23 protein-coding genes are annotated in these 23,286 nt (G+C 39.0%); all 23 read right to left on the bottom strand.

The window, feature by feature from the left end; genetic code table 11:
- Positions 1 to 119: 119 nt before the first annotated feature.
- The 23 genes from MHB45_RS07680 to MHB45_RS07570 all read right to left on the bottom strand — a co-directional run bounded on the left by MHB45_RS07680 (position 120) and on the right by MHB45_RS07570 (position 23,225).
- Positions 120 to 1,487, bottom strand: a complete 1,368-nt coding sequence (locus tag MHB45_RS07680) for an MFS transporter (protein WP_072272844.1) — start codon at positions 1,485 to 1,487, stop codon at positions 120 to 122.
- Positions 1,488 to 1,735: 248 nt separating this feature from the next.
- The gene (locus MHB45_RS07675; RefSeq protein ID WP_253349294.1) at positions 1,736 to 2,596 is read right to left on the bottom strand and encodes a dioxygenase family protein; all 861 of its coding nucleotides are present in this window, start codon (positions 2,594 to 2,596) and stop codon (positions 1,736 to 1,738) included.
- On the bottom strand, positions 2,577 to 3,770 hold the full coding sequence (locus MHB45_RS07670) for a thiolase family protein (RefSeq protein ID WP_072272843.1): 1,194 nt from the start codon (positions 3,768 to 3,770) through the stop codon (positions 2,577 to 2,579). Before MHB45_RS07670 ends, MHB45_RS07675 begins: the two co-directional genes overlap by 20 nt.
- A 4-nt stretch (positions 3,771 to 3,774) precedes the next feature.
- Positions 3,775 to 4,113, bottom strand: coding sequence for a DUF3870 domain-containing protein (locus MHB45_RS07665; RefSeq protein ID WP_048687694.1), 339 nt, complete (start codon positions 4,111 to 4,113; stop codon positions 3,775 to 3,777).
- Positions 4,114 to 4,188: 75 nt separating this feature from the next.
- Positions 4,189 to 5,304, bottom strand: a complete 1,116-nt coding sequence (locus MHB45_RS07660; RefSeq protein WP_048687693.1) for a muconate cycloisomerase family protein — start codon at positions 5,302 to 5,304, stop codon at positions 4,189 to 4,191.
- A gap of 20 nt (positions 5,305 to 5,324) precedes the next feature.
- Positions 5,325 to 5,957 (bottom strand): 3-oxoacid CoA-transferase subunit B, encoded by a 633-nt coding sequence (locus MHB45_RS07655; protein WP_072272841.1) that lies wholly within the window; start codon positions 5,955 to 5,957, stop codon positions 5,325 to 5,327.
- Positions 5,950 to 6,639, bottom strand: a complete 690-nt coding sequence (locus MHB45_RS07650; RefSeq protein ID WP_048687691.1) for a CoA transferase subunit A — start codon at positions 6,637 to 6,639, stop codon at positions 5,950 to 5,952. Before MHB45_RS07650 ends, MHB45_RS07655 begins: the two co-directional genes overlap by 8 nt.
- Before the next feature lie 21 nt (positions 6,640 to 6,660).
- Entirely contained in the window at positions 6,661 to 7,380 is a 720-nt protein-coding gene (locus MHB45_RS07645) for a carboxymuconolactone decarboxylase family protein (protein WP_048687690.1), read from the bottom strand.
- Positions 7,381 to 7,394: 14 nt separating this feature from the next.
- Complete coding sequence (locus tag MHB45_RS07640) at positions 7,395 to 8,081, bottom strand: cyclase family protein (RefSeq protein ID WP_072272840.1); 687 nt, start codon at positions 8,079 to 8,081, stop codon at positions 7,395 to 7,397.
- 241 nt (positions 8,082 to 8,322) lie between these two features.
- Positions 8,323 to 9,156, bottom strand: a complete 834-nt coding sequence (locus MHB45_RS07635; protein WP_072272839.1) for an alpha/beta fold hydrolase — start codon at positions 9,154 to 9,156, stop codon at positions 8,323 to 8,325.
- 274 nt (positions 9,157 to 9,430) lie between these two features.
- Entirely contained in the window at positions 9,431 to 9,892 is a 462-nt protein-coding gene (locus MHB45_RS07630) for a pyridoxamine 5'-phosphate oxidase family protein (protein WP_048687687.1), read from the bottom strand.
- Between the two features lie 35 nt (positions 9,893 to 9,927).
- Positions 9,928 to 10,503, bottom strand: a complete 576-nt coding sequence (locus tag MHB45_RS07625) for a non-oxidative hydroxyarylic acid decarboxylases subunit B (RefSeq protein ID WP_072272838.1) — start codon at positions 10,501 to 10,503, stop codon at positions 9,928 to 9,930.
- Between the two features lie 47 nt (positions 10,504 to 10,550).
- Positions 10,551 to 12,038, bottom strand: a complete 1,488-nt coding sequence (locus MHB45_RS07620) for a UbiD family decarboxylase (RefSeq protein WP_048687685.1) — start codon at positions 12,036 to 12,038, stop codon at positions 10,551 to 10,553.
- A 129-nt stretch (positions 12,039 to 12,167) separates the two neighbouring features.
- Entirely contained in the window at positions 12,168 to 12,995 is an 828-nt protein-coding gene (locus MHB45_RS07615; RefSeq protein WP_072272837.1) for a MerR family transcriptional regulator, read from the bottom strand.
- A gap of 524 nt (positions 12,996 to 13,519) precedes the next feature.
- A complete protein-coding gene (locus tag MHB45_RS07610) occupies positions 13,520 to 14,296 on the bottom strand; it encodes a DeoR/GlpR family DNA-binding transcription regulator (RefSeq protein WP_048687683.1) in 777 nt (258 codons plus the stop codon).
- A gap of 286 nt (positions 14,297 to 14,582) precedes the next feature.
- Positions 14,583 to 15,299, bottom strand: a complete 717-nt coding sequence (gene tatC, locus MHB45_RS07605) for a twin-arginine translocase subunit TatC (RefSeq protein ID WP_373689794.1) — start codon at positions 15,297 to 15,299, stop codon at positions 14,583 to 14,585.
- An 86-nt stretch (positions 15,300 to 15,385) separates the two neighbouring features.
- Positions 15,386 to 15,574 carry a twin-arginine translocase TatA/TatE family subunit gene (locus MHB45_RS07600; protein WP_048687681.1) on the bottom strand — a complete coding sequence of 63 codons (189 nt, stop codon included), beginning with the start codon at positions 15,572 to 15,574 and terminating at the stop codon, positions 15,386 to 15,388.
- Between the two features lie 117 nt (positions 15,575 to 15,691).
- The gene (locus MHB45_RS07595; RefSeq protein WP_081088581.1) at positions 15,692 to 17,116 is read right to left on the bottom strand and encodes an amidohydrolase; all 1,425 of its coding nucleotides are present in this window, start codon (positions 17,114 to 17,116) and stop codon (positions 15,692 to 15,694) included.
- 521 nt (positions 17,117 to 17,637) lie between these two features.
- Positions 17,638 to 18,813: a M20 family metallopeptidase gene (locus MHB45_RS07590; RefSeq protein ID WP_072272835.1), complete on the bottom strand. Its 1,176-nt coding sequence runs from the start codon at positions 18,811 to 18,813 to the stop codon at positions 17,638 to 17,640.
- Positions 18,806 to 20,041 (bottom strand): Zn-dependent hydrolase, encoded by a 1,236-nt coding sequence (locus tag MHB45_RS07585; RefSeq protein ID WP_048687678.1) that lies wholly within the window; start codon positions 20,039 to 20,041, stop codon positions 18,806 to 18,808. Before MHB45_RS07585 ends, MHB45_RS07590 begins: the two co-directional genes overlap by 8 nt.
- A gap of 17 nt (positions 20,042 to 20,058) precedes the next feature.
- Entirely contained in the window at positions 20,059 to 21,246 is a 1,188-nt protein-coding gene (locus tag MHB45_RS07580) for a hypothetical protein (RefSeq protein ID WP_072272834.1), read from the bottom strand.
- Between the two features lie 457 nt (positions 21,247 to 21,703).
- On the bottom strand, positions 21,704 to 21,970 hold the full coding sequence (locus MHB45_RS07575; RefSeq protein ID WP_072272833.1) for a phosphocarrier protein HPr: 267 nt from the start codon (positions 21,968 to 21,970) through the stop codon (positions 21,704 to 21,706).
- Between the two features lie 223 nt (positions 21,971 to 22,193).
- Positions 22,194 to 23,225, bottom strand: a complete 1,032-nt coding sequence (locus MHB45_RS07570; protein WP_072272832.1) for a zinc-binding dehydrogenase — start codon at positions 23,223 to 23,225, stop codon at positions 22,194 to 22,196.
- Positions 23,226 to 23,286 lie beyond the last annotated feature (61 nt).

Raw genomic sequence — 23,286 nt, 5'->3', positions numbered from 1 at the left:
TTATATGTTTCCTGCAATCACTTATCAATCTGAGTTTCCCTATAAACATTGAATTGCAGATCCCCTTGTTGCAAAGTTAAACAACCAAGGGGATGTATTCCGAATTGTGAATCATTTCGTTAAATAGTTACAGTCTTCTCTGATTCTACCTCTTCAGTGTCCTCCTTGACTACCCTGTCAAAAGATCCATGTTTTTCTTGGACCAGAATATAACCGACCGCTGCGATGATACTTGGCAGGGCAAATGTAGCAAAAGCCACCTTCGGATCCATGCCTGTTGATAGAAGAAAGGCAATTAAAGTAGGAGCGAGAATGGAGCCGATCCTGCCGATAGCTTGCGAATAGCCCATACCCGTCGTACGGATTTCACGGGGGTAATATTCTGTGATATACGGATTGGCTAAGTTCATGGCACCAACAGTACATGCACCCCCCATAAAAATAAGTAAATATACTCCGATGGTATTAGTCGTAGCGCTCAATGCGACAAAGGTAACGGCCCCTAAAAAGAATAGTGTAACAAGTATTTTACGATGCCCAATTTTCCCCGCATAATAACCGCCGATTAAGGAGCCTCCTATTTGACCAAGGCATAAAACCAGGTTAAATGAAAGGCTTGAGGTGATACTGAATCCAGAATCCTGCATCATTTTTGGAAGCCATGTATTTAATCCGTAAGCCATCATCAATGTACAGAACACAGCCATCCATATGGAAATCGTGCTGAATGCCCGTTTATTCGTGAATAGTTTTTTTACTGGAGATCCTTTCCCCCTCTGTTCAGCTTCACTAAGCCTGAAATCGTCAGTTTCTTTAAAATCCCCTTCTGGTTTGACCTTATTAAGGATTTCAACAACCTTACCAAATTCCTTTTTTGCTAGATAGTAGGAAAGGGATTCAGGAAACTGCTTCATGAATATTGGAAGTGTAAGTAATGGCAAAATCCCAATAAAGTATAATACACGCCAATCCGTATAAGGAATGATATACATTCCCACTAACGATGCCAGGATTCCGCCGATTGAATAGCCACAATACATCGCAGCTACAATGATGGCCCGATTTTGTTTTGGGGAATATTCAGTCATTAGCGATATAACATTCGGCATCAAAGCTCCCATGCCTATTGCCGCTATGAAACGCATGACGGTAAACCATGTGAGGTTGGGTGCAATCCCTGCCCCCAAGGTAAATACGCTGAACAAAATCATGCAGATGACGAGAACATTCTTCCGGCCATATTTATCTGAGATCGGTGCTAAAATCAATGCGCCCATCATCATGCCGAATAAGGAATAACTGCCGACTGCCCCAGCCTGCATCGAAGTTAAATCCCACTCTTCCATCATCCAAGGCAAACCCACACCGTACATCGCTATTTCATACCCATCAAAAGCGATGGCATAAAAACACCAAAGAAAAACAAGTAAATGAAAGCGGTTAAATTTACTAACAGCAATGATATCCGAAGCAATTACACTACGCATTTTCCGCCTCCCATCATTTTAAAAAATATCCGTTACGAATTTATTTTCCGAGTTCCAAAATAGGAACTCGGAAAAAATTGGAAAAATCAGATAATGAAAATTGAAATTGTTCAACAAACTATCTTTTTTATTTTCATTACATACTAGACACCATTTATTAGGGTCTCCCAGTCTAAAATAATTTTGAAAAGATCAGATGTAACTACCCTTTTTTTCGAGATTCTTTGCTTTCATATTCTTAGCGATGATTAGTTTTTCACGACAGCTTTATTGAAAACAGGTTTATCTTGCAATCTTAATTCAAAATCTAAATGAGCCGTATAATAATCATTTTTCAATCCTTTTTCTGCACCTGAATGTTTTTCCAACTTCGTAATTAAGCTTCCGCGAACACCTTGTGCAACATCATTTTCTAAATATTCATCGCCTTCAAAATATATTTGCGTTACTAATCTATCGCCATTTTCCGGTTGGAACAAAAGATGTAAATGTGCTGGACGAAATGCATGATGATCAATCCACTTTAAGAATTGTCCGGAAGGTCCATCTGTTGGAATTGAATAATTACCCGGTACAACTGTTTTTATTTCAAAATTACCATTCGCATCCGTATAAAAAACACCACGCAAATTATCATTTGGAATACCTTCAGCGAAATAGGAGTATTCACCATTTGCATCAGCCTGCCACATATCGATTTTGGTATTTGCCAACGGATTTCCATTAACATCTTTAACAGATCCTGAGAAGTAAAGGGCGTCACCTGGTTCATTTTCTCGTTGTGGCAGCATTCCGGGATTTTGAACGACTGGCGTATTTTCAATGTAATATGGTCCTAGAATAGTAGGTTCCGTTCCTTTTACGCTTTTATACATTTCCTGAAGTGCATGCGTTTCAAAGAATACATCCATAAATAACGGAATTTCCCCTGCCCTGCCTAATTGATCCATCCAATCAACAAGAGCTTGATAGTCATTATGATCTATTTCGTATTCACTAACTAATTCCTTGAATTTAACTACCAATCCATTATAAACGTCGATTACTTTTTGATTCTTCATAATACTTCCTCCAATTTTTTTAAAGTTTTTATATTTGTTGATTTTCAATGATGGTACTGATTCCTAATCCACCTGCTATACATAGTGTGACTAGCCCATATCTTTTTCCCGTTCTTTCTAACTCATGTATCAATTTGGTTGCTAAAATTGCACCAGTGGCACCAATTGGATGTCCCATGGCAATGGCACCGCCGTTAGGATTCACCTTATTCATATCAAGTTTCAATTCTTTGATTACTGCCAAAGCTTGCGCAGAAAAGGCTTCGTTCAGTTCTATTAAAGCAATATCATCCAGTTTCAACCCTGACATTTGAAGCGCTTTCAAGGTGGAGTTGACAGGCCCCAGCCCCATGTAATTCGGTGATACGCCTGCTGCCGCTTGAGCGATCACTCTTGCCTTCGGCTTTTTACCATGCCTTTTTGCTGCTTCTTCCGACATAAGTATCAGAGCGGATGCACCATCATTTCTTCCACTACTATTTCCAGCGGTCACCGTTCCATTTGTCTTGAAAACCGGTTTTAAACTTGCCAACTTTTCCAGACTGGTTTCTCTTGGGTGCTCATCCACATTAAATTCCAATAACCCTTTTTTCGTTTTAAGTTGATAGGGGACGATTTCTTTCGTGAATATTTCAGTAGAAATTGCCCGTCTTGCATTTTCTTGGCTCCTTAAAGCAAATTCATCTTGTTCAGTCCTTGAAATGGAATATTTTTCAGCGAGATTTTCTGCTGTCATTCCCATCGTTAACATTCCGTAATCTTCAATGGGCTGTGATCCTGGCTGGCTTTCCGTATTCGGGTCCAATAACTGTCCATTCCCTGATTTCAATCCAAAACGGATATTTCTCATATAGTATGGGGCCGTGCTCATTGATTCCGCTCCGCCTGCAATGATTACATCTCCTAATCCGCTTTGTATTTGTTGACTGGCAGAATTGATTGCCTGGATGCCGGATCCGCATTGTCTGTGTACGGTATAACCTGGTACTTCCACAGGAAATCCTGCCCGGAGTGATGCAACTCTTGCCAAATTTGAAGCGTCTGAACTTTGTTTGGCTTGTCCCATAATCACTTCATCAATACTCTCTTTAGGAATATCCGCTCTCTTGATCACTTCATCAAGGACAGCAGCTGCCAGGAAATCGGCAGGAACATTTTCCAATGCTCCCCCTAATTTCCCTATAGCGGTGCGAACCGAGTCTATAATAACTACATTGCTCAATTTTCTACCTCCTGCTATTTTTATTTCTTTCTTCTAAACTATCCTTATATCTCTGGTGAGCTATTTTCAGGGCAACAATCACCGACTGCTGCGATGGAGCTAAAAAGTCCGTTTTAATATTCTCTATTAAAGAATCAATATCCTTACTAAAATCAAAACCAACTATCATTCGCTTGAAAAAATCCTGGGCCAAAGTTGTTAAAAACGTAAATTCTGCATTAATGATGATGTGACTTTCCTTGTGAATTTCCAATACCATCCCAGCGTATTTATAATTTTCATACATGCTCGTATTTTGCGGCGCCTTCGCATAGGCGGTGATTAATAATGTTGGCTGTCCCATATAAAACTACATCCTCTCAAGATTACTTGCATAAACTAGTGGGTTTTCCATAATCCCCTTTCTAGTTTATATTAATTAAAGACCTCTTGAAAAATGTTTTACTTTTTCCATATCTATCTCCATGCCAAATCCTGGACCATCCGGGATGATTATTTCATAATTCTCATATTTTATTTCGTTTAGCGTAATATTTTCTTTGAATAGTAACGGACCGAATAATTCAGTACCGAATTCAAATTTGGGAATGGTTGAATAAAGTTGTGCACAAATGGCCGTGCCTAATGATGATTCAATCATCGTTCCTCCATACAAACCAAAACCTACACCTTCAGCAATTGCAGCCACTTTTTTCGTTTGGGTCATCCCGCCATGTTTACATATTTTCAAGGCAAACGAATTACCTGCTCTATGTTTAGCTATTTGGAATGAATCTTGTAAAGAATTCAATGACTCATCGGCCATGATCGGGACCTTAAAACGATCGGTCAATCTTGACATCCCTTCATTATCCCAAGCTGGCAGCGGCTGTTCGACCATGGAAACCCCGCCTTCCTGTAAAGCTTCAATGCAATACGTAGCCGTTGTTTCATCCCATGCCTGATTAACATCAACCGTAATGCGTGCTTGATCTCCCACGGCTTCAATAATTTTCAATACATGCTCCACATTCTTATATGGATTACCTTTGCCAATTTTCAATTTAAAGATATTATGACGTTTTTGGTGTAAGGATTCTTTCGCTTCTTCGATATCTTTACTCGTATCCCCACTTGCCAAAGTCCATGCCACCGGCAATGATTTATGAATTTGTCCACCGAATAATTCATAAGCAGGGATGTTTCTCCTTCTGGCTACTAAATCCACCATGGCTGATTCAACGACAGCCTTCGCAAAATTGTTTCCTCTAACATTTAGTGAAACTTCATGCATGATTTTGTCGTAATGGACGGGGTTTTTTCCAATGATAAGCGGGGCGATATATGTATCAATATTCACTTTGATCGCCTCAGGTGTCCCCTCACCATATGAAGCCCCGCCTATTGTCGCCACTTCCGCCCAACCTTCCGCACCCTCTTCATCCATGACACGGGCAAGAATGATCGTTTGTTCCACGATCGTATGCATGGCAAGCTGATGAGGACGAATTGTGGGTAAATCAATAATGTATACATCAACTGAACGTATTTTCATTTAATCCACCTTTTTAACATTTAATAGATAAAATCCGCTTCTGTTTTTGCTCTTACTTCTTCGATCGTTACTCCGGGCATCAATTCAATCAATTTCAACTGTTTTTCAATTACTTCAAAGACTGCCAACTCGGTGATGATCAAGTCAACGCTTCTAGTGGAAGTAATCGGGTAGGTGCATTTCTTTAAAACCTTACTTTTACCTTCCTTACTTGTATGTGTCATGGTCACGATCACTTTTTTGGCGCCAACCAACAGGTCCATCGCTCCTCCAACACCCATGATATTCTTGCCTGGTACCGCCCAATTTGCAATTTCCCCGGTTTGACCTACCTGCAAAACACCTAAGATGGCAACATCAATGTGTCCTCCACGGATCATTGCAAACGATTCAGCACTATTAAAGAATGATGCACCAATCGATTCCCCTACTGGCAACTTGCCTGCATTGACTAAATTGGGATCGATTTCATCTTCCTCTACATCAGCAACTCCCAACAATCCATTTTCCGTATGGAAAAAAACATTTTCATCATCAATGTACTTTGCAACCAAAGTCGGAATCCCGATTCCAAGGTTCACTATACAAGGACCCGTCAATTCTTTTGCCGCGCGTCTTGCTATCATATTTTGCATGAATTCTTTGTCACTCATAAACTTTGACACCTTCCTTCGTCAGGATTTTCTTTGCCTTAATGATTCCATCGACGAATAGATGCGGTGTTACAATCTCCTCTGGTGGGAGTTCTCCAGGTTGAACTATCTCATCCACTTCCGCAATTACGACATCTGCAGCTGTTGCCATTCCCGGATTAAAGTTTCGCGCCGTTTTATAATAAACAAGATTACCAAGTGTATCTGCCTTCCATGCCCTGATTAAAGCTACATTTGCTCTTATGGCAGGTTCAAAAATATATGTAGCCCCATTTATTTCCCTTTCTTCTTTTCCTTTAGCTAAATCGGTCCCTACACCCGTTTTCGTATAGTAACCGCCTATGCCAGCACCGCCAGCACGAATGGATTCCGCTAATGTCCCCTGTGGTAATAGTTCTAATTCAATTTCCCCGCGTTGGTAAAACTCCCCAATTTCACGATTGCTTGTAAAATAAGAACCGATCGCTTTTTTTATTTTCTTCTGGCTTAGGAGAACTCCCAGCCCTTTTCCTTTCTCGCCTAAATTGTTGCTGATTACCGTCAAGCCTGCTACATCCTTTTTGGCCAAACCATCTATTAATGTAAGAGGGGCACCGATCAAGCCAAATCCACCTACCATTAATGTATGACCGTTCTTCACACAAGATAAAGCTGCTTCTATATCTTGATGTACTTTCGTCATGTTTTCCCCACCAATCTCACGTTACTTATTTTCAATCAATGAATCACTTGCCTCAAACCAAGCAGGTATTCCAGCCGTCAATAAGCAAATCAGACCCACTTCAGCTAATTGTTCTTCCGAGGCCCCATTTAACCTTGCCGCCTCCATCCATTCCCCAACCTGTTCCCCTTTTAATTCTGTAATGAATATTCCTGTCATCAGAAGATGTTTTAGCCTTTTTGAAACCACTGAATCACTTAATATATAATCTTTAAGGGAGTTTTGGTCTTCCGATTTAACCAGTTTCAAAACATTCGAGACGAATCCCGTCTCCTCATCCCCTAATAGTTCAATCATATAAAGCAGGATTTCTTCTGCTGTTCCTTGATGGCCACTTATTTCGGGATATCGAATGCCTTTAAGTGTAAGAGCATACTCCAAAGACTTCATTCCTGTTTTTAATGCTTCTGTTCCGTTATATAAGTATGAAACTATTAGATATTCTACCAGTTCCGGTAATGTTGCCCCGCCATCGATTGCCCCTTTTGTATGGTAAACCATACTCCGTTCATACAACCTTGCAGCATTCATGCCGACCAGTAATATATCTTTCTCCTTCTTCGTCAAGGCTCCCTCTTGCATGATGTTACTGCGCAAGTTGGTATAGTGATCAAGTGCATTAGGGCTATAATCGTGCATTTTTTGTACCCAGCCTGGTACCACATCATAAACTTCCTTGAAATACAATAATCCTTCGCTCATTCGTCTGCACCTCTTTAAATTAATTGAGAGTCAAGAATCGATAGTGCTCTAATAGGTGAAGCTGTTGCATTTTTTAGTTTTAAAGGAATCCCGAAGAAAAGAAAACGGGAATGTTTGGGTAATTTTTCGAGATTCACTAGATTTTCAACGATATATATATCATGGTTCAGTAATTTTTGATGAATTCCGCTTTCTGAATCCTGGTTCAAATCGGCATTGGGCAAATCCAACCCGACAATATGTATTTGCTTTTCAATAAACCATTGGGCCACACTATCATCTAAGGCCTGCGCTTCAAAAAAGCCTTCTTCCCCCCATGATTTCCCCCATGTCCTGATGAGGACGATATCGTTTTTTTCTACATACACCCCCTGCCTGCGTTCCGCCTCTTCAAGTAAAGCTTTCGTAACCGGTTCATGTGTCGCTTTTAACATGCTTACATCCAGTATGAGGGCATCACCAAACATATTCTCCAGATTGATGTTTTCAACCGACTCCCCGTTTTCAAAATAATGTGAAGGCACATCGACATGTGTCCCACTATGATCAGAAAAAGAAATCAACTTGGAACGGCAGCCTTTAGGAAGTGAATCAGATTTCCCCTTTTGTTCAAGAGGTTCATCTTTAATGCCTATTGCAGGTAAATCATTATTTGTAACTAGACCATCGTAAAGTTCCAATGTTAAATCAATGATTTTCAACCATAAAACCCCCAAATTCATTAAGCGTTTACATTATCACGACAAAAATGGCTACCCTAAACATTACTATCAATAAATGACAGCAGGTGTTTAAGGTAGCCAGTTGTTCACTAGTTGTTATTAAAAAAGGTTATTTCTTAATAGCTAATGAATAGGCAATAATTAAGTTTTTTATATATTCTTAATATTACACTATTTTCTGTTAATTTCAATATTTTTTTAAAAAATTTCTTCAAAAAAATCAAATTCTTTTTAAGAAAGATTTTATTCCTTCGTTAATCTCCACCCTTTTTTCAAAAACCATTGTATAGTGATTACATGTAGAAACTATCATTTCAATATCAGGCGTATATTTCTTCGTATCAGCATAGGCTTCTTCATAAAATAATGGAGGAAATCCCCCTATTTTCCCACTGGCATACACCAATAACGTTTTACAGGAAATTTGTCTACAAATCTCTTTAGGGACAAAAGAATAAAAACTATCAAAATCTCTAAGAATGCTGTCTTCTGATGATTTATTCTCCCAGTGACCATCCACTTCATGAACCTCATACTCCGCCACACTTTGCAGGTGATCCGTCCATTTGATACCCAAACGGCTATAGATTTCCTTAATTTCTGCAATATAGCTTTCTTGAGAGTCATATTCTTTACTTAATCGGCCTAGAGAAGGTTGTACGATGTCCCTTTGTTGTTGAGAGCAATTGGCCGCACCATCCAATAATATCAGGGCCTTTACCGAGGTTAATTTGCTGGCTACAACGCTTGAGATGAAGGCTCCCATTGAATACCCGATCAAAATCGGGTTATTTATCTTTAACTCTTGAATTAACTCAATTACATCTTCTGCATGTTTGAATAGAGAAGTCTGCACATCTGCCCTTGAACTATTCCCCCTCGCTCTCAAGTCAATCGAAATGACTCTGTACTCGCCCTTTAACATTTCTGCATAATAATGCATTTGCTTATGATTACCCGTTAAACCATGTATGGCGATAATTGGCCCTTTCGTTCCAGGATAATCAGCAATTTGGATTCTGTGATCCCCCAATTCCTTTACATACATTTCCATAGCAACTCCTCCATTTCCATGTTTATTAACATTAACCATCCTGCTATTTAATAAAAAAAGCTATCTTAACTTCACATCAAGGTAACTTGATCGAGAAATTAAGATAGCCAGTCAGTTCATTAATTTTCATTAAAAAAGGGCATTTTTTAATGATTAATGAATAGGCAAGATATAAATACATGTAACGATTCCATTTTACATGAAGTTCTAATTATTTCAATCACAATTTGATTATTTTGAATCCTTTATTGTCTTAAAGTCGGTAACTGGGATTTTATTGAAGGAGGTCCTCTATGGTAGCGCTCCATCGTTCAACAACTTCTTTAGGGTTTTTCAAGTCGATTTTAATTCCTGAGGTTATTTCAGCATATTTAGCCATATCCTCCCGTGCCTCTATTATTTTGGCGTGGAATCTTTCTCTATTGTATTGCGCATCAGGCATTTCTTTTAATCTCTCTAATGAAAGGCGAATATATTGTGCTTTACCTTTCCAAAACAAAACCAGCGTGGCTTTATGGGTACGAATGACATTGGCTGTAGTCGAAGTATCCGGCCATAGGCCAATCCTTAATTCCTTCCTGCTTATCGCTACGATCTCACCCACGCTAACCATAGCAGTATGCGGCCATCCTTCTTCACTTACCGTCAACAGCATCATGGCTTCATGCTGCTTGTCGACAAGATCTTTACCATTTAACAAGTCGAATACCTCTACTGGCATTTCCACCCCATTCATTTTTTCACCTTTTTCCTTAATTCACTAGCAATCTGTTATATTTTGGTGCGATATTTCATTCCGTCCCACCGTTTCGCACCGTAAGTATCGATTTCAAATTGATCTAACGCCCGATAAGCAAGATGGTCAATGATATCGTTAACATTCTCAGGATGATTATAGAAAGCTGGCATCGGAGGGAATATAATGGTCCCCATTTTGGAAAGCGCCGTCATATTCTCCAAATGAATCGTATTCAGAGGGGTTTCTCTAGTCATTAGTAATAATTTTTTTCTTTCCTTCAACATGACATCAGCAGATCGCGTTAATAAATTATCCGCTAGTCCCATGCGAATGGAAGCTAGCGTTTTCATACTGCAAGGTGCTACGATCATGCCATCAACCCGGTAAGACCCACTTGATATTCTTGCTGCTTGATCTTTGTAGGAATAGGAATGATCAGCTAATCCCTCCACGTCTTTAACAGAATAAGATGTTTCATGTTGAATGGTGGCATGGGCCCACGGGGACATGATTAAATGGGTCTCCACTTCACTGCTTTTAAGCATCTGAAGAATCCTAATTCCAAAAATGGCTCCAGTCGCTCCTGTTATCCCAACAATGATTTTCATTAATTCCCCTCCTTACATTAGTCATTGAATCGAAACTTTATAGAAACTTACGAATTGGAAAATCCAGGAACGAATCGACTTGGATCCACCTCTTTAAATTCAGACCTTTTAAATTCATTTTTTAAATGAAATGGTACTGTGCAGTCAAATATGGTTTTACAGGAAATCCCCTTTTCCTGAATGGTAGGGCTGTATGCAGGATCTTGTGTAGGATCTAACGGGTGACAGCGCACTCCAGGAATGAAAACCGTATCAACATCACCTTGGTAACGAGTATTTAACGCCCATAGAACATCATTGCTATCGAAGGGATCCACATCTTCATCCACGATGAATACATGCTTCAGTTCAGAAAAGGCGGAGAACGCCAATAGTGCAGCTTGTCTTTGGCGCCCTTCATCACTTGGCTGACTTTTCTTGAATTGAAGAACAGCCATGTATTTACCTCCTCCTGAAGTATGGGCATATACATTCAACAATTTTCCTGGCATGGATTTTTCCACCATTTGCAGAATGCTTGCTTCAGTTGGAATGCCAGCCATATTCACATGCTCCTCACTCGGACCAATAACTGTTTGCATGATTGGGTTGACTCGGTGCGTTACGGCTTTCACTTTGATTAGTGGCAGATCCGCAACAGCTGAACCTGTATAACCAGGGAATTCCGGCATTGCTTTTCCCGTATTGGTGTTTTGATCTTCCCGAACACGCACTCCGGGAACCAATTCCCCTTCTATTACATATTCAGCATTCGCGATAGCTTTTTCATCAATCGTCAAGCATTGGACCAATTCTACCGCTTCTTTCCTGATCGCCCCTGCAACACTCAACTCATTAAAGCCAAGGGGTGTCGTTGGTGCTTCAAAACAAGCAGCGACTTCAATAGCAGGGTCAACACCGATACTAATGGAAATCGGTAACGGTTTTCCTGCTTTTTCAGCCTTTTCACGAAAAACTTCCAAATGACGTCCAGGAACAAAATACATGGTCATCTCATCTTTACTTTGTAAACATAAACGATGTATCGTAATATCAGATTCACCCGTTTCTGAATCGGAGGCATAGCACATGCCTATCGTTATATACGGGCCTGCATCTTCCTCTGTATTCGTAGGCGCAGGTATTAATTTTCTGATATCGAAATCCGGATCTTCTGCATAGTGAACCACTTCCTGAGCCTTCGCTTTATCATTTGAAATGGTGATTGGATCAATTGGATTTTTTACAGCTTCATTTAAAAGGAATCCCAGTCGCTCCGGTTTTGTATCCAGCATGAGACCGACTCTTTCCCGGCTGGCTAAAAGTCCGATCACCACGCTTGAATCTTCATGTCCCAATACATGATTGAAAACCATGGCAGGTCCGATTTTTGTTGGACGCATGACTGTTCCGCCAGCACCGACATGACGATAAACCCCAGATAATTCAGCATGAGGATTGACTGGTTCATCCGTTTCAATCAATTGTCCTGGAATCGACTTCAGTAGTTCCAGCGCAGAACGTAAATCTGTCACTTTATTCATTTTTTCAGACATAATAAATCCCCCTGTCACTTTAAGATCAGTATCCTATGTATAGTTACATTAAAATAACCTATATGTTATCGGTTACAATTGATATTCTAAAGTGTATTTCTACTATACAGTCAATGGATATTTGAAAATTCAAGTAATTTTCTCTACAGGGATTTGCAGCTGACAAAAATCAACACTACTATCATTCTCATAAAAGGTCGTATCCAATAAGCAAGCATCCACGACGTCCCCAACAATTCTATAGTGATTTTCACTGATCCATTGAACCAATTCATTTAAAAACTCAATGTTATATGGCATTCCATATTTATACATACATGCATATTGCCCAGCAGGCAACGTCATCATATTATTCATATCAGGATCGATAAAAGGTAATGCAGTATATATTCCCGCACCCTCGAAAACATCATCCGTCCCAAGGTTATCCTTTAAAATAACCGTGCCAAATCCCTCTGACGGAAGCATCTCATGTTTACTTAATACATTCCAAGCTTTCATCAGCGTTAAATGTAATTCTTCTCGGCACAATTCATTTTCAAATGGTATAAATAATACATGCCTTTCAGGAAATTCTTCGATAATAGGTTTATCCAATTCACTTTTAATATTTTTGGCTTCTGAATATTTCATTAACCTCTGTTGAATGAATGTACGTGTATTCATCAAGGCATTTATTTCTTTATCAATGAATTCTTGATGAAATTCCAAAAGTGACATGGCAGTCGTTAAATTGCGATTTCCTATATGGTCCTTAATATCATTCAGTTTGATGCCAATCGACTTCAAAAAGCAAATTTCCCTTAGAAACGGAATTTGAACGGCACTATAATATCGATAACCATGTTCATCTATATGTACGGGTTTAAATAAACCGATCTTATCGTAATAAATGAGTGTTTGCCTTGAGATACTGTGAATGGTAGCCATTTCACTGATTGATAAGTAATTGCCCATATGAGTTCCCCCTCCGCAAAGCCTTTTTATAAAGTCCCTCTACTTCTTATTATTACTTCTACAGCCATGATTTAATTTATTAATCTTTTGATTTCCCTCCTTCCAATCGCCTGTACAGCCGATTGGAGAGGATCCTCCACTAACTTTACCATTTTTCCATGTAAAATGAATGGAATTTCAACGGCCCTTTCTATCGAAATGGAGCATATCAACATCTTCATTAGTAGGCAATAAGTAAGTGACTGCAATGGATACAGAAGGAAAATACCAAAAGGTTTATTTTCTTACCAGCAATGTGGAGTGAACAGCTAATCATCTTTACAAATGTTTAAAAAGAACTTCATCAATCTATCCACTGAAAAAAGAGCACCTCTTGGGCGCTCTTTTTCCATAAATTTTTTTACATGATTCACAAACATATCTTTTTGCTTTTCGTTCAACACTATATTGTATATCCTCAATTTAAGCATTAACCGCTGTTATGAGTTTAATATAATTAGCAGTAAATCGAACCCATAAAACTATTACTCGTCTCTTTCATGACCTGGAACCACAATCACTTCTACCACATGTTTATTTAAGATTTCCTGCATGTTTTTTGGTACTTCTTTGTCTGTAATCACTATATCAACGGAGTTTAAGTCACATACCTTTTGAAAAAAAGTTTTATTAAACTTCGTTGAATCTGCAATCACAATGACCTGGTCAGAACGCTTAATCATTTCGTGAACGAGGAGACCTTCTTCCTCGATGGATGTAGACAGTCCTTCAGCAGATATTCCGCAAGTACCAATGATGCATTTATTCACCTTATAATCTTGTACATCCCTGATGGCTCTTGAACCATAAATGGCTTGGTGTCTAGTGCTTAATGTTCCGCCTAATAAATTAACTTTTATATCGTCCCTCTGGCTTAATACACTGGCAATGTTAATCGAATTAGTCACGACAGTGTTGTTCCGGCTCGTTAAATATTTAGCTACAAATTGAACTGTTGTAGAGGCATCCAAAATAAGATGATCCCCGTTGTTTATCAAAGAAGCTGCAAATTTTCCGATCTTGCCTTTAGCTTCCGATGCCATGTTCATGCGCTCACCATAATTATGGACTTCATTGGAAAGCAGAGCCTTTTTCGCCCCACCCCGTATTCGAATGATCTTCCTCATCTCTTCTAAATTGATTAAGTCTCTTCTGGCCGTATCTTTAGATACATTATTTATTTTACAAATTGTTTCAATATCAATCCGTTCGTGTTCGTTTAAATATTGAACAATGGCGTCTAGTCGTTCATCCTGTAGCATGATCTCACCTCGTAATTTAATTATAAGTTAATCCAAGTTTAATCACAAAGAAACATGAATTTTTTTAAGGATAATTAAGCTTTTGAGGGTAGATTATTAGTAAATGCCGAACACATTAATCAATATACTTAGTTATCAGAATTTCATATCGGGGATATTAACCAGGGATTAAACATGTCGGTCAGCCCACCAAAATATAGATTCCGACCATTGGAAGGATATTTTCCGGGCATGAAAAAAATCAACCTTAAAATGAAGATGCTACTATCTTGGTGCAAGGCCCTTTTTAGACAGATTCATATTTTTTACTTTCTTTTTCCCTTTGATGTCGATTATATACGAATTTAGATAAGCTGACACTGCTTTCATATAAGAGTAATAAAGGTATTGTAACTAGGATATCTGATAGAAAGTCTGGTGGAGTAATCAAAATTGAAATAACTATTAAAATAAAGTAAGAATATTTCCTGATTTTTTGCAAACGGTATGGATTTATAATTCCTAAACTTGTTAGAAACAGGATAACAACGGGCATTTCAAATAGAAATCCAAAAGGCAATGTCATATGAAGCATAAACCGGAAATATTTCTCCGTTGTAAAGAAAGTAGTAAACATGCCGTTTGATAGAGACATTAAAAAATTCAGGACAATAGGAAATAAAATAAAGTAACCAAAACTGATTCCTAATATGAATAGAATAAAAAGAGCTGGAATATAAGCGCTAGTAACCTTGCGTTCTTTTGCTGTTAACGCTGGATGTATAAACAGCCAAGTTTGGTGAGCAGCAACCGGTATAGTAGCCGCGATGGCAACGACGGTGGCAATCATTAAATAAACGAGTATGATATCACTCGGTCCTAACAGGGCTAGCTTAAACGGCAAGTCTTTAACTATTACATTATAAATATCTTGAACATATATAAATGTCAGTACGAGGAACAGCGTGAAAACGACTAATGTTATAATAATACGTTTACGTAACTCCTCAAGGTGCTGAATCATGCTCGTTTTTATTTGATTTTCCAACTTCATCACTCCAGGAAAAAAAGATGTAAGACAGATCCTACATCCTCTCTTCATTTATTTGATTAGCTTTCTTTCTTATTGGTCACATCTGCATGAGTGTCATCTGCTACAAGGTCTCTGGTAGACTTTTTAAATTCTCTTAATGTTGAGCCAAACGCCCTTCCGATTTCCGGTAACTTTGAAGGGCCGAAAATAATAAGGGCAATCACTAAAATTAGCATCAATCCTGGTATTCCAATATTTTGTAGCATAACTTCCCCCATCGGTATTCATATTTTGTAATTCCTTTAAAACGTTAAACGTTAATGTGCTCATCGAACCTATCCCAATTCTTTTTTACCAAGGTTCATTAACATTGTCATACCCTTTTAATTGGTATGAAGCTTAGGCTTCACGCTATCCAGAGAACCCGAAGAGAGAGTTCCCTTATGCAATACGGCAGCACGCTTAGGCAGTCGGGCTACGGCTTCGGCCGAGCAGCTTGCTGGAATGAGTACAGCGGTCGCGGCATCGCCTACCTTTGGCCATATTTGCTTACCAGCCTCGTCTAACGGTGTAATACCACCGGTAGCAAGGGAAAGTGAGCGAGACAAGTTGTATTCGTTTGACCATCCGTATAGATTTGAGGCGAGATGTGCCTTCTGCAGCGTATCGCCAATCCCGAATGGTGACCAGTGATCCGTAATACTATCATTACCTAGCATGACGTTCACCTTATGCTTCTGAAGGAGCGGAATCGGCATTACGTCTTTGCCGATTGGAACGGTTGAGGCAATGGAAATACCCAGCGATGCAAGGCGCTTTGCCATTTCTACGTCGGCGCCATCCCCTAACGAAGCGAGCGAAAACGCATGACTGATCGTCACTTTTCCCTGCAGACCAGCTTCCTCAGTCAGATCAGCCAATCGACGTATTGCCTTCAAACCCGTTTCGCCACCTTCATGAAGGTGAATATCAATACCTGCTTTGTAGTCAACCGCGATCTGTACCATCGTTTGCAACGATTTTTCCATATCCCCGTCAACTAAGGTTGGATCAAGTCCGCCAACATGTGTAACTCCGAGCTGCATGGCTTCACGTATCAATCCCTGAGAATTTGAACGAAGTAGGCCATGTTGAGGAAATCCAACGATTTCATGTGATATTTTATCTGAATAGTTCGCTAAGGCCAGATTTAGTTTTTCAAGATTTTTCAAGCCAACGACTGGATCGATGTTGCAATGGCTTCTGACATAAGTTGAGCCATAGCCAAGAATTAGTTCAATTAATTTCTCCGCACGCTCCTGAGCTGTTGGAAGGAGCTCCAGCAGCAGTGTCTGCTCCAAGGTAATCATGTCAAAAATGCCATTTTTCCTCGTCGCAGCCGCTCTCCAAGGACCGCCATAAAAGGTTTTATCCAAATGAATATGCATATCTCTAAAAGAAGGAAGTAGCAACATGCCTTTAGCGTCGTAGCAATCGACACCTTTTCCATAAGGGGACTTGGTATCTAGTATTCTGGTAATGATGCCTTTTACAATATGGAGGTTCCTCAATACGGTTTCGGTTGCGACGACCTGGCCATCTTTATACTTGTATCCACTTTCCAATCTAACATTCATCAATATGTAGGAACTGTTCTTTCCTGGTTTTTTGGTGTTATGGCCAGCCTTCCTCTCAGCATCCGCACTTGCCGTCTCAGGCATAAATAATCCCACCGTGTCCGTGACACCGAGAACAGCGGAAGCGCTTCCAATTTTACAGACGTTACCTATAAACTTTCTGCGGGACAAACCTTCTTTTTCCTGATTCACCTGTGAAATCCTCCTTTAGTACGTTTATATTTTAAGATGATCATGATTATAAACTTCATTGGAGAACAAGAGGCATCCAGCCCGGTATTTGATTGGATTTACTCTTTTCCTCCAATCTTTCATATCTCTTCTTGTGATGTTTTTGGATTTATTTTTACAATTTCAATCCATCCATATCTGTTGAAATAGTCACTGTTCCAGTTACATGATGTCACCCTATAGATCCAATTATAATTCTACTTAATTTTAATAGCAATAAAATCTGCATTATTTTAAGTTTTTTTAAGTTTTTCGTGGTAATTAATTGATTTCTCATTTTAATTACGACATAAGATACCTTTGTTGTTTCATTCCTTGTTAATGGAAAACAAAAGGAATGGTAAAATCCATCCCTTTTTTACTGTATACAACGCCTTTGTAGTTAAATGGAACCCTTAACGCCAGAAGGCCGACAATTGGCGGCCTTCTGACATTGAAAGACTGTTTTGAAATTGTCCAAGTTCCTTCTTCTTTTCAGTCCGTTATTCATTCAAATACGCCCATGCATATTGGGCATAAAGTTCTGAACCGGTAGCAAGCGCATCCTCGTCGATGTTGAATTTCCCGTGATGATGCGCCCATTCCGTGTCTTTTTCAGGGTTTCCAGATCCCACTAAAGCGAAGCTTCCGGGTACTTCATCTAAATAGAAGCTAAAGTCTTCTCCCCCCATTGTTGGCTTTTCATTATATTTTGCGTCTTCGCCAAACGCTTGTGAGGCCACCTTTTGCACTAATTTGGCACTATATTCATCATTGATGACAGCTTGCGTGCCACGGTAGTAATCAACCTTTGCGGTCGCACCGTAAATGTTCGCAACATTTTCAGCATAAATCTGGAGCTGCTTTTCAATATGGTCTCGTGTTTTAGGATCAAAACAACGGACAGTCCCTTCAATGACGGCATTTTCTGCAATGACATTAAATCGTGTGCCAACGACCATTTTTCCAACTGTCAAAACAGCGGGATTTTGAGGGTCGACCGTTCTTGATACGACGGACTGTACGTTCATGACGAATGAAGAGGCAACAATAGTAGCATCGATACAATCCTGCGGCATTGCACCATGTCCCCCTCTTCCTTTAAAGGTTACGGTAAAGATATCTGCTGAAGCGAATGAAGGTCCTTGAGTGCAAGCAACCTTGTTTGTTGGCATTTGCGACCAAATATGTATGCCAAAAACATTATCAACCCCTTCAACGGCCCCCTGTTTAACCATTTCCCTTGCACCTGTTGCCACTTCTTCAGCTGGTTGAAATATTAATCGCACATTCCCAGGTAATTCTTCTTTTATTTCGTTTAGTGCCTTCGCTGCAATTAATAGCATGGATGTGTGTGCATCATGACCACATGCATGCATTTTCCCTTCTTCTTTTGAAGCATACGGCAAGTCTTTATTTAATTCTTCTACAGAAAGGGCGTCCATATCTGCTCTTAATGCGACGGTTTTTCCGGCCTTACCGCCTTTAATTTCTGCAATGACACCTGTTGGTTCTGCTTTTCGATAAGTAATCCCTAATTTTTCAAGGTATTCACAAATAAAAGCAGTTGTATTTTCTTCTTCCCATGATAATTCAGGTTCGCTATGAAGTTTTCTGCGTATTTCTGTTAATTCATCACTATAATTTTGAATCGCTTCTTTTATCGTTTGATTAATCATTTTTTTCTACCTCCGTTAAACATTTAGCCGCTTCGTAAAAGATTTGTACTCCATTTGCCAAATGACGTGCATCCGACCATTCCTCCGGACAATGACTTAACCCTGCTTTACTTGGAACAAAGAGCATGCCAACATCAGTCACATCGGAAAAAACCATCGCATCATGACCTGCTCCACTATCAATGGAACAGTATGGAATTTCCAAATCAGAACTTTTATCTTTTAATAAAGCTTTAATCTCATTACTCAATACTTTTGGCGGCATATATAAAAGCTGTTCCGCAGTTGTATGGATCCCCTGTTCATGATAGGATTCGATCAATTCTTTCATCCGTTTGATGACATTGTTAATATGTTCTTCCTTGCTTGATCGAATATCTACCGAAAATACCACTTTATTCGGTATGACGTTTGCTCCATTTGGTAAAACATCTAGTCGTCCTGTCGTTATAACCGTTCCTTCTCCTTCCTCAATTGCAAAGTTTGGTATTTGAGAAATAATTTGAGCGGCAGCAACCAATGCGTCCGTACGGCGATCCATTGGGGTTGTGCCTGCATGTCCTGCCTTTCCTTCAATGGTTACTTCAAATTGAGTTAAACCAACAATAGCTTCTACAACACCAATGGAGATATTCTTCTCTTCAAGGATTGGACCTTGTTCTATATGCAATTCGAGAAATGCTTTAATGCTATTGGGATTTCTTCTTTTCGGAAGAGAGAAATCCAGTCCAATTTTTGACATCGCTTTAATTGTGGTGATACCATCTTTATCCTTTAAATTTTTAAAACTTTCCTCACTTAGCGTTCCCACTATTCCTCTCGACCCCATTAGCCCTCCGCCAAAACGAGCTCCTTCTTCTTCAATCAGGGCAACGATTTCCAATGGATATTTAGGTGTTAATTGATTTTCTGCAAATAGGGCAGCCACTTCAAGTGCGACAATTACACCGGCTGGTCCGTCATACGCACCGCCATTTGGTACGGAATCAAAATGTGAACCTAACAGAACGCTTGGTGCATCTTTTAAAGTACCCTCAAGCTTTCCAAAAATATTTCCAAATCCATCTTCCTTTACTGTCAGGCCGTATTCCAACATTTTATTTTTTATATAATTACGTGTAAGCAAGTCTTCCTTGCTATACGTAAGCCGGGTAGTCCCTTCTCCGGGTGTTGATGTAAATTCGCTCAAATCATTTATTTGCTTTTCTATACGTTCGCTAAGCCTCACTTAGAATCCCTCCTATTTTACAAGAATTGTACGAATATTCCTGCCAAAATAACCGACACGATTGTTACCGATATAAATCCGCCAACAAGCATCGGCGGCAGCATATGGCTTAGCAATGCTTCTTTTTCATTTTCATCTTTTGTTAATGAATTGACGACTTCATTGGTGATAATGTAATCAGCTGGAAATCCGTATAATGCTGTTAAAGATACAGCAAAGGCCATTTCTTTGCTGACTTTTAACAATTTCCCTGCTATGAATGAGAATATATACATACCTATCACAGCTAAGATAATGCAAACAACAAGTGGGTAAAGAATCTCCATCATCATACTTGGTGTTGCATTTTTCAATCCATCAAAGACGAAAAGCATAAGGGCCATGATCGCAAATCCAAATCCATTTGCTTTTTGCAGTGTCTGTCTTTCCAAGAAACCGATACTTTTTCCGATAACCCCGAATAGTAAGCAAAGAACAAATGCGTTTATAGATATAATCGGCTCTAATCCACTCGAAACTAGGTAAGCAAGTAAAGCAACAACTGCAAGTCTTAAAAATTTGAAATACTCCGTATTATATTTTTCAGGAAGTTTCTTAAACAGCCTAAGTTCCGTCAGGCCTTCTGCAGCGGCTGCAGTTTCATCCTTTTTTACCGTTAACTTTCCATTGCGGTATTGCCCCAAAAGCTTCTTCCCTTCTTTCTTCAAGACAATTGAAGTTAAAGGATATCCAGCGAAGCCTTGCATGACATAAATAACAATGGCAAAAACGGACAAGCTCGTAAGTCCTGCATCTGCCGCTCCTTCTGACATGATTATTGAAGAAACCATACCTCCCACTAATGGTGGAACCGCTACAAGGACAGTTTGCAGATCAAAAATAAAGATGCCAATTCCGAATAATAGTGCAACAATGCCAAGAATACCAGATAAGGAGATGACAATCGTCTTCCATTGATTCACCAATTCCCTTATTGAAAGCAATGTTCCCATATTCGTGATCAATAAGTACATCATCATGGTTGCCACTACCGGTGGAACACCTGCTATTGAAACGATGTCTTGCGGGAAGAATGTCCAATAACCACAAAGAAATAGAATCGCGGAAATGAAAACGGAAGGTACCCAGGCTTTTGTTCGAACCGCCACTATGTCCCCTACAAATAAAATCAGAATAACAATAACCAAAGCCAACATCTGTGACATATGAGTTCCCTCACCTTCCAATTTAATAGTTTGAATATTCTTATAAAATAATAACACTGAATCATCTGAATTTAAAGATAATTTCATATTTTCAGGTATTTATACACAGATAATAGGAAATGTAAGTGTTTTAATTTCAATTTCACACACCAAACATTCTCAAATAATTAAGGGATTGGATATATCAAAATAATTTTTCTTTGGATACCTCTTTATCTCGAGTGACTAAAACATCTAACATAAACTAATCAAGACCTATTATTTCAAAAAGAAAAAGCCGTCTAAGGACAGCTCTGGTTAAATCCTGTTATTTTTCACTGTAAAACAGTTCTTGTTTCATTCGGATTCATTCTCTAGCAAGTTTTTCCTTTGTGTATACTCGAAAATGATGGTCCAGATCAATTAGTTCAACTTTTTTAGAATAAAACTGTCTAAAAGTTTATGGGCAATTGTGTTTTTATTCACCCAGTTTTTCTTTTATTATGGTGTCTTCAAGAGACAGGATCGCTTCCTTTTCATCAGTTCCTTCAGCTATGATTTTAATTTGATCTCCATGGGCAATACCAAGTGACATAACCCCCATAATAGACTTTAAATTGACCTTTTTGCCATTGTATTCAAGGTTTACTTCCGAGTTAAATTTGCTTGCGTTTTGAACTAATGTTGTTGCTGGGCGGGCATGGATACCCGTTTTTTCAATTATGGTAAATGTTTTTTCTGTCATTTTTAAATCTCCTTTTATCTAATATTAATTAAAATCAAGCTAAACAATTTTTATTATTTGTTAGGGTTATATGTGTGGTACACGAATTAATATCCTAGAATGTTATATAAGTTGAACTATGAATCGAGATGCTTTGAAAGGATGTTTTGTTAAGTAACTGAAAAGAGACTAGGATTCAAAAAGGGTACGAAATGATTCAGTTCATAGCATAGAAATTATGAGATTATGACGCAATAATAACCTTAATTTGGCTTCCAGCCATTACTGCCTCAAATCCTTCGCGCCATTCTTCTAAAGGAACAATTTTTGTAATCATTATGTCTGTATCAATCTTTTGTTCTTCTAGAAGTTGTAAAGCTATGTGCCATGAGCTGGGTTTTTGGGAACGTGTACCAAGATACTTTAATTCTCTCTGAACAATCGATTCTTGATCCAGCTGGTTCATTTTATTCGCAAAAATACCCACTTGTACAAATGTTCCTTTTTTCCTTACCAATGGCAAGCCTTGATTAAGCGCTGGCACTGCACCAGAGCATTCAAACACTATATCAACTCCATAACCATCGGTATGTTTCATGATAACTTCTTCTAAACTCTCTTCTTGAACATCGACAATTACGTCTACACCAAATGATTTAGCTAATTCTAAGCGCTGCTTATCCTTTGTGATGCCTGCTAAAATGACAAACGCACCTTGTGCTTTCACAACTTGGCATTGGAGTAGACCAATTGGTCCTGGTCCAAAAATAAGAACTTTGTCGCCTTTATTAATAGTTGTTTTTTCTAAAGCCGCATGTACACAACAAGCTAACGGCTCAGTTAGGGCTGCTGCTTCAAGGCTTATATTCTCAGACAAAACGTGAACACTTTCTTCGCGAGAAACTACATATTCAGACATACTGCCATTTACTTGAGTTCCGATTCCTTTACGGGAAAAGCATAAATTATAATCTTTTTCTAAGCAGTATTCGCACAAGCCGCATGTTGTGAATGTGGTTTCGCTTGTAACCCTGTCCCCTACCTTAATATTTTTTACTGCGTCTCCAACTTCTACAACAACTCCGGAAAATTCATGCCCCAAAACAACGGGAGTTTTTGAATTTCTATAATCTCCGGTAAATGTATGAATGTCCGTACCGCAAATTCCAGTGTAAGCAACTTTAATTTTAACTAAATCCCCTATTCCTTCTGGTTCTGGAATTTCTACTAGCGACATATTGTCATAACCTGGTTCTGCTTTCACTAATGCTTTCATTGTACCTTCACTCCTCTCTTGCAAATATTTACGCCTTGCCATAAGATTGTTCAGGGCTAAT

The organism is Peribacillus sp. FSL K6-5616, from assembly GCF_038008245.1.
GTDB classification, from domain to species: Bacteria; Bacillota; Bacilli; order Bacillales; family DSM-1321; genus Peribacillus; species Peribacillus frigoritolerans.
The sequence above is the reverse complement of the archived record's forward strand: the minus strand, read 5'-3'. Positions and strand labels throughout refer to the sequence as shown.

Bases quoted from the DNA above. Each gene is read 5' to 3' on its own strand.
- MHB45_RS07645 (WP_048687690.1), bottom strand. From the start codon at position 7,380: ATGAGCGAAGGATTATTGTATTTCAAGGAAGTTTATGATGTGGTACCA.
- MHB45_RS07625 (WP_072272838.1), bottom strand. From the start codon at position 10,503: ATGAAAATCATTGTTGGGATAACAGGAGCGACTGGAGCCATTTTTGGA.
- MHB45_RS07580 (WP_072272834.1), bottom strand. From the start codon at position 21,246: ATGTCACAGATGTTGGCTTTGGTTATTGTTATTCTGATTTTATTTGTA.
- MHB45_RS07660 (WP_048687693.1), bottom strand. From the start codon at position 5,304: ATGAAAATACGTTCAGTTGATGTATACATTATTGATTTACCCACAATT.
- MHB45_RS07600 (WP_048687681.1), bottom strand. From the start codon at position 15,574: ATGCTACAAAATATTGGAATACCAGGATTGATGCTAATTTTAGTGATT.
- MHB45_RS07650 (WP_048687691.1), bottom strand. From the start codon at position 6,639: ATGACGAAAGTACATCAAGATATAGAAGCAGCTTTATCTTGTGTGAAG.
- MHB45_RS07680 (WP_072272844.1), bottom strand. From the start codon at position 1,487: ATGCGTAGTGTAATTGCTTCGGATATCATTGCTGTTAGTAAATTTAAC.
- MHB45_RS07615 (WP_072272837.1), bottom strand. From the start codon at position 12,995: ATGGGCAATTACTTATCAATCAGTGAAATGGCTACCATTCACAGTATC.
- MHB45_RS07635 (WP_072272839.1), bottom strand. From the start codon at position 9,156: ATGGAAATGTATGTAAAGGAATTGGGGGATCACAGAATCCAAATTGCT.
- MHB45_RS07570 (WP_072272832.1), bottom strand. From the start codon at position 23,225: ATGAAAGCATTAGTGAAAGCAGAACCAGGTTATGACAATATGTCGCTA.
- MHB45_RS07630 (WP_048687687.1), bottom strand. From the start codon at position 9,892: ATGAATGGGGTGGAAATGCCAGTAGAGGTATTCGACTTGTTAAATGGT.
- tatC (WP_373689794.1), bottom strand. From the start codon at position 15,299: ATGATTCAGCACCTTGAGGAGTTACGTAAACGTATTATTATAACATTA.
- MHB45_RS07655 (WP_072272841.1), bottom strand. From the start codon at position 5,957: ATGAGTGACAAAGAATTCATGCAAAATATGATAGCAAGACGCGCGGCA.
- MHB45_RS07610 (WP_048687683.1), bottom strand. From the start codon at position 14,296: ATGCTACAGGATGAACGACTAGACGCCATTGTTCAATATTTAAACGAA.
- MHB45_RS07575 (WP_072272833.1), bottom strand. From the start codon at position 21,970: ATGACAGAAAAAACATTTACCATAATTGAAAAAACGGGTATCCATGCC.
- MHB45_RS07590 (WP_072272835.1), bottom strand. From the start codon at position 18,813: ATGATTAATCAAACGATAAAAGAAGCGATTCAAAATTATAGTGATGAA.
- MHB45_RS07665 (WP_048687694.1), bottom strand. From the start codon at position 4,113: ATGGGACAGCCAACATTATTAATCACCGCCTATGCGAAGGCGCCGCAA.
- MHB45_RS07620 (WP_048687685.1), bottom strand. From the start codon at position 12,038: ATGTCTGAAAAAATGAATAAAGTGACAGATTTACGTTCTGCGCTGGAA.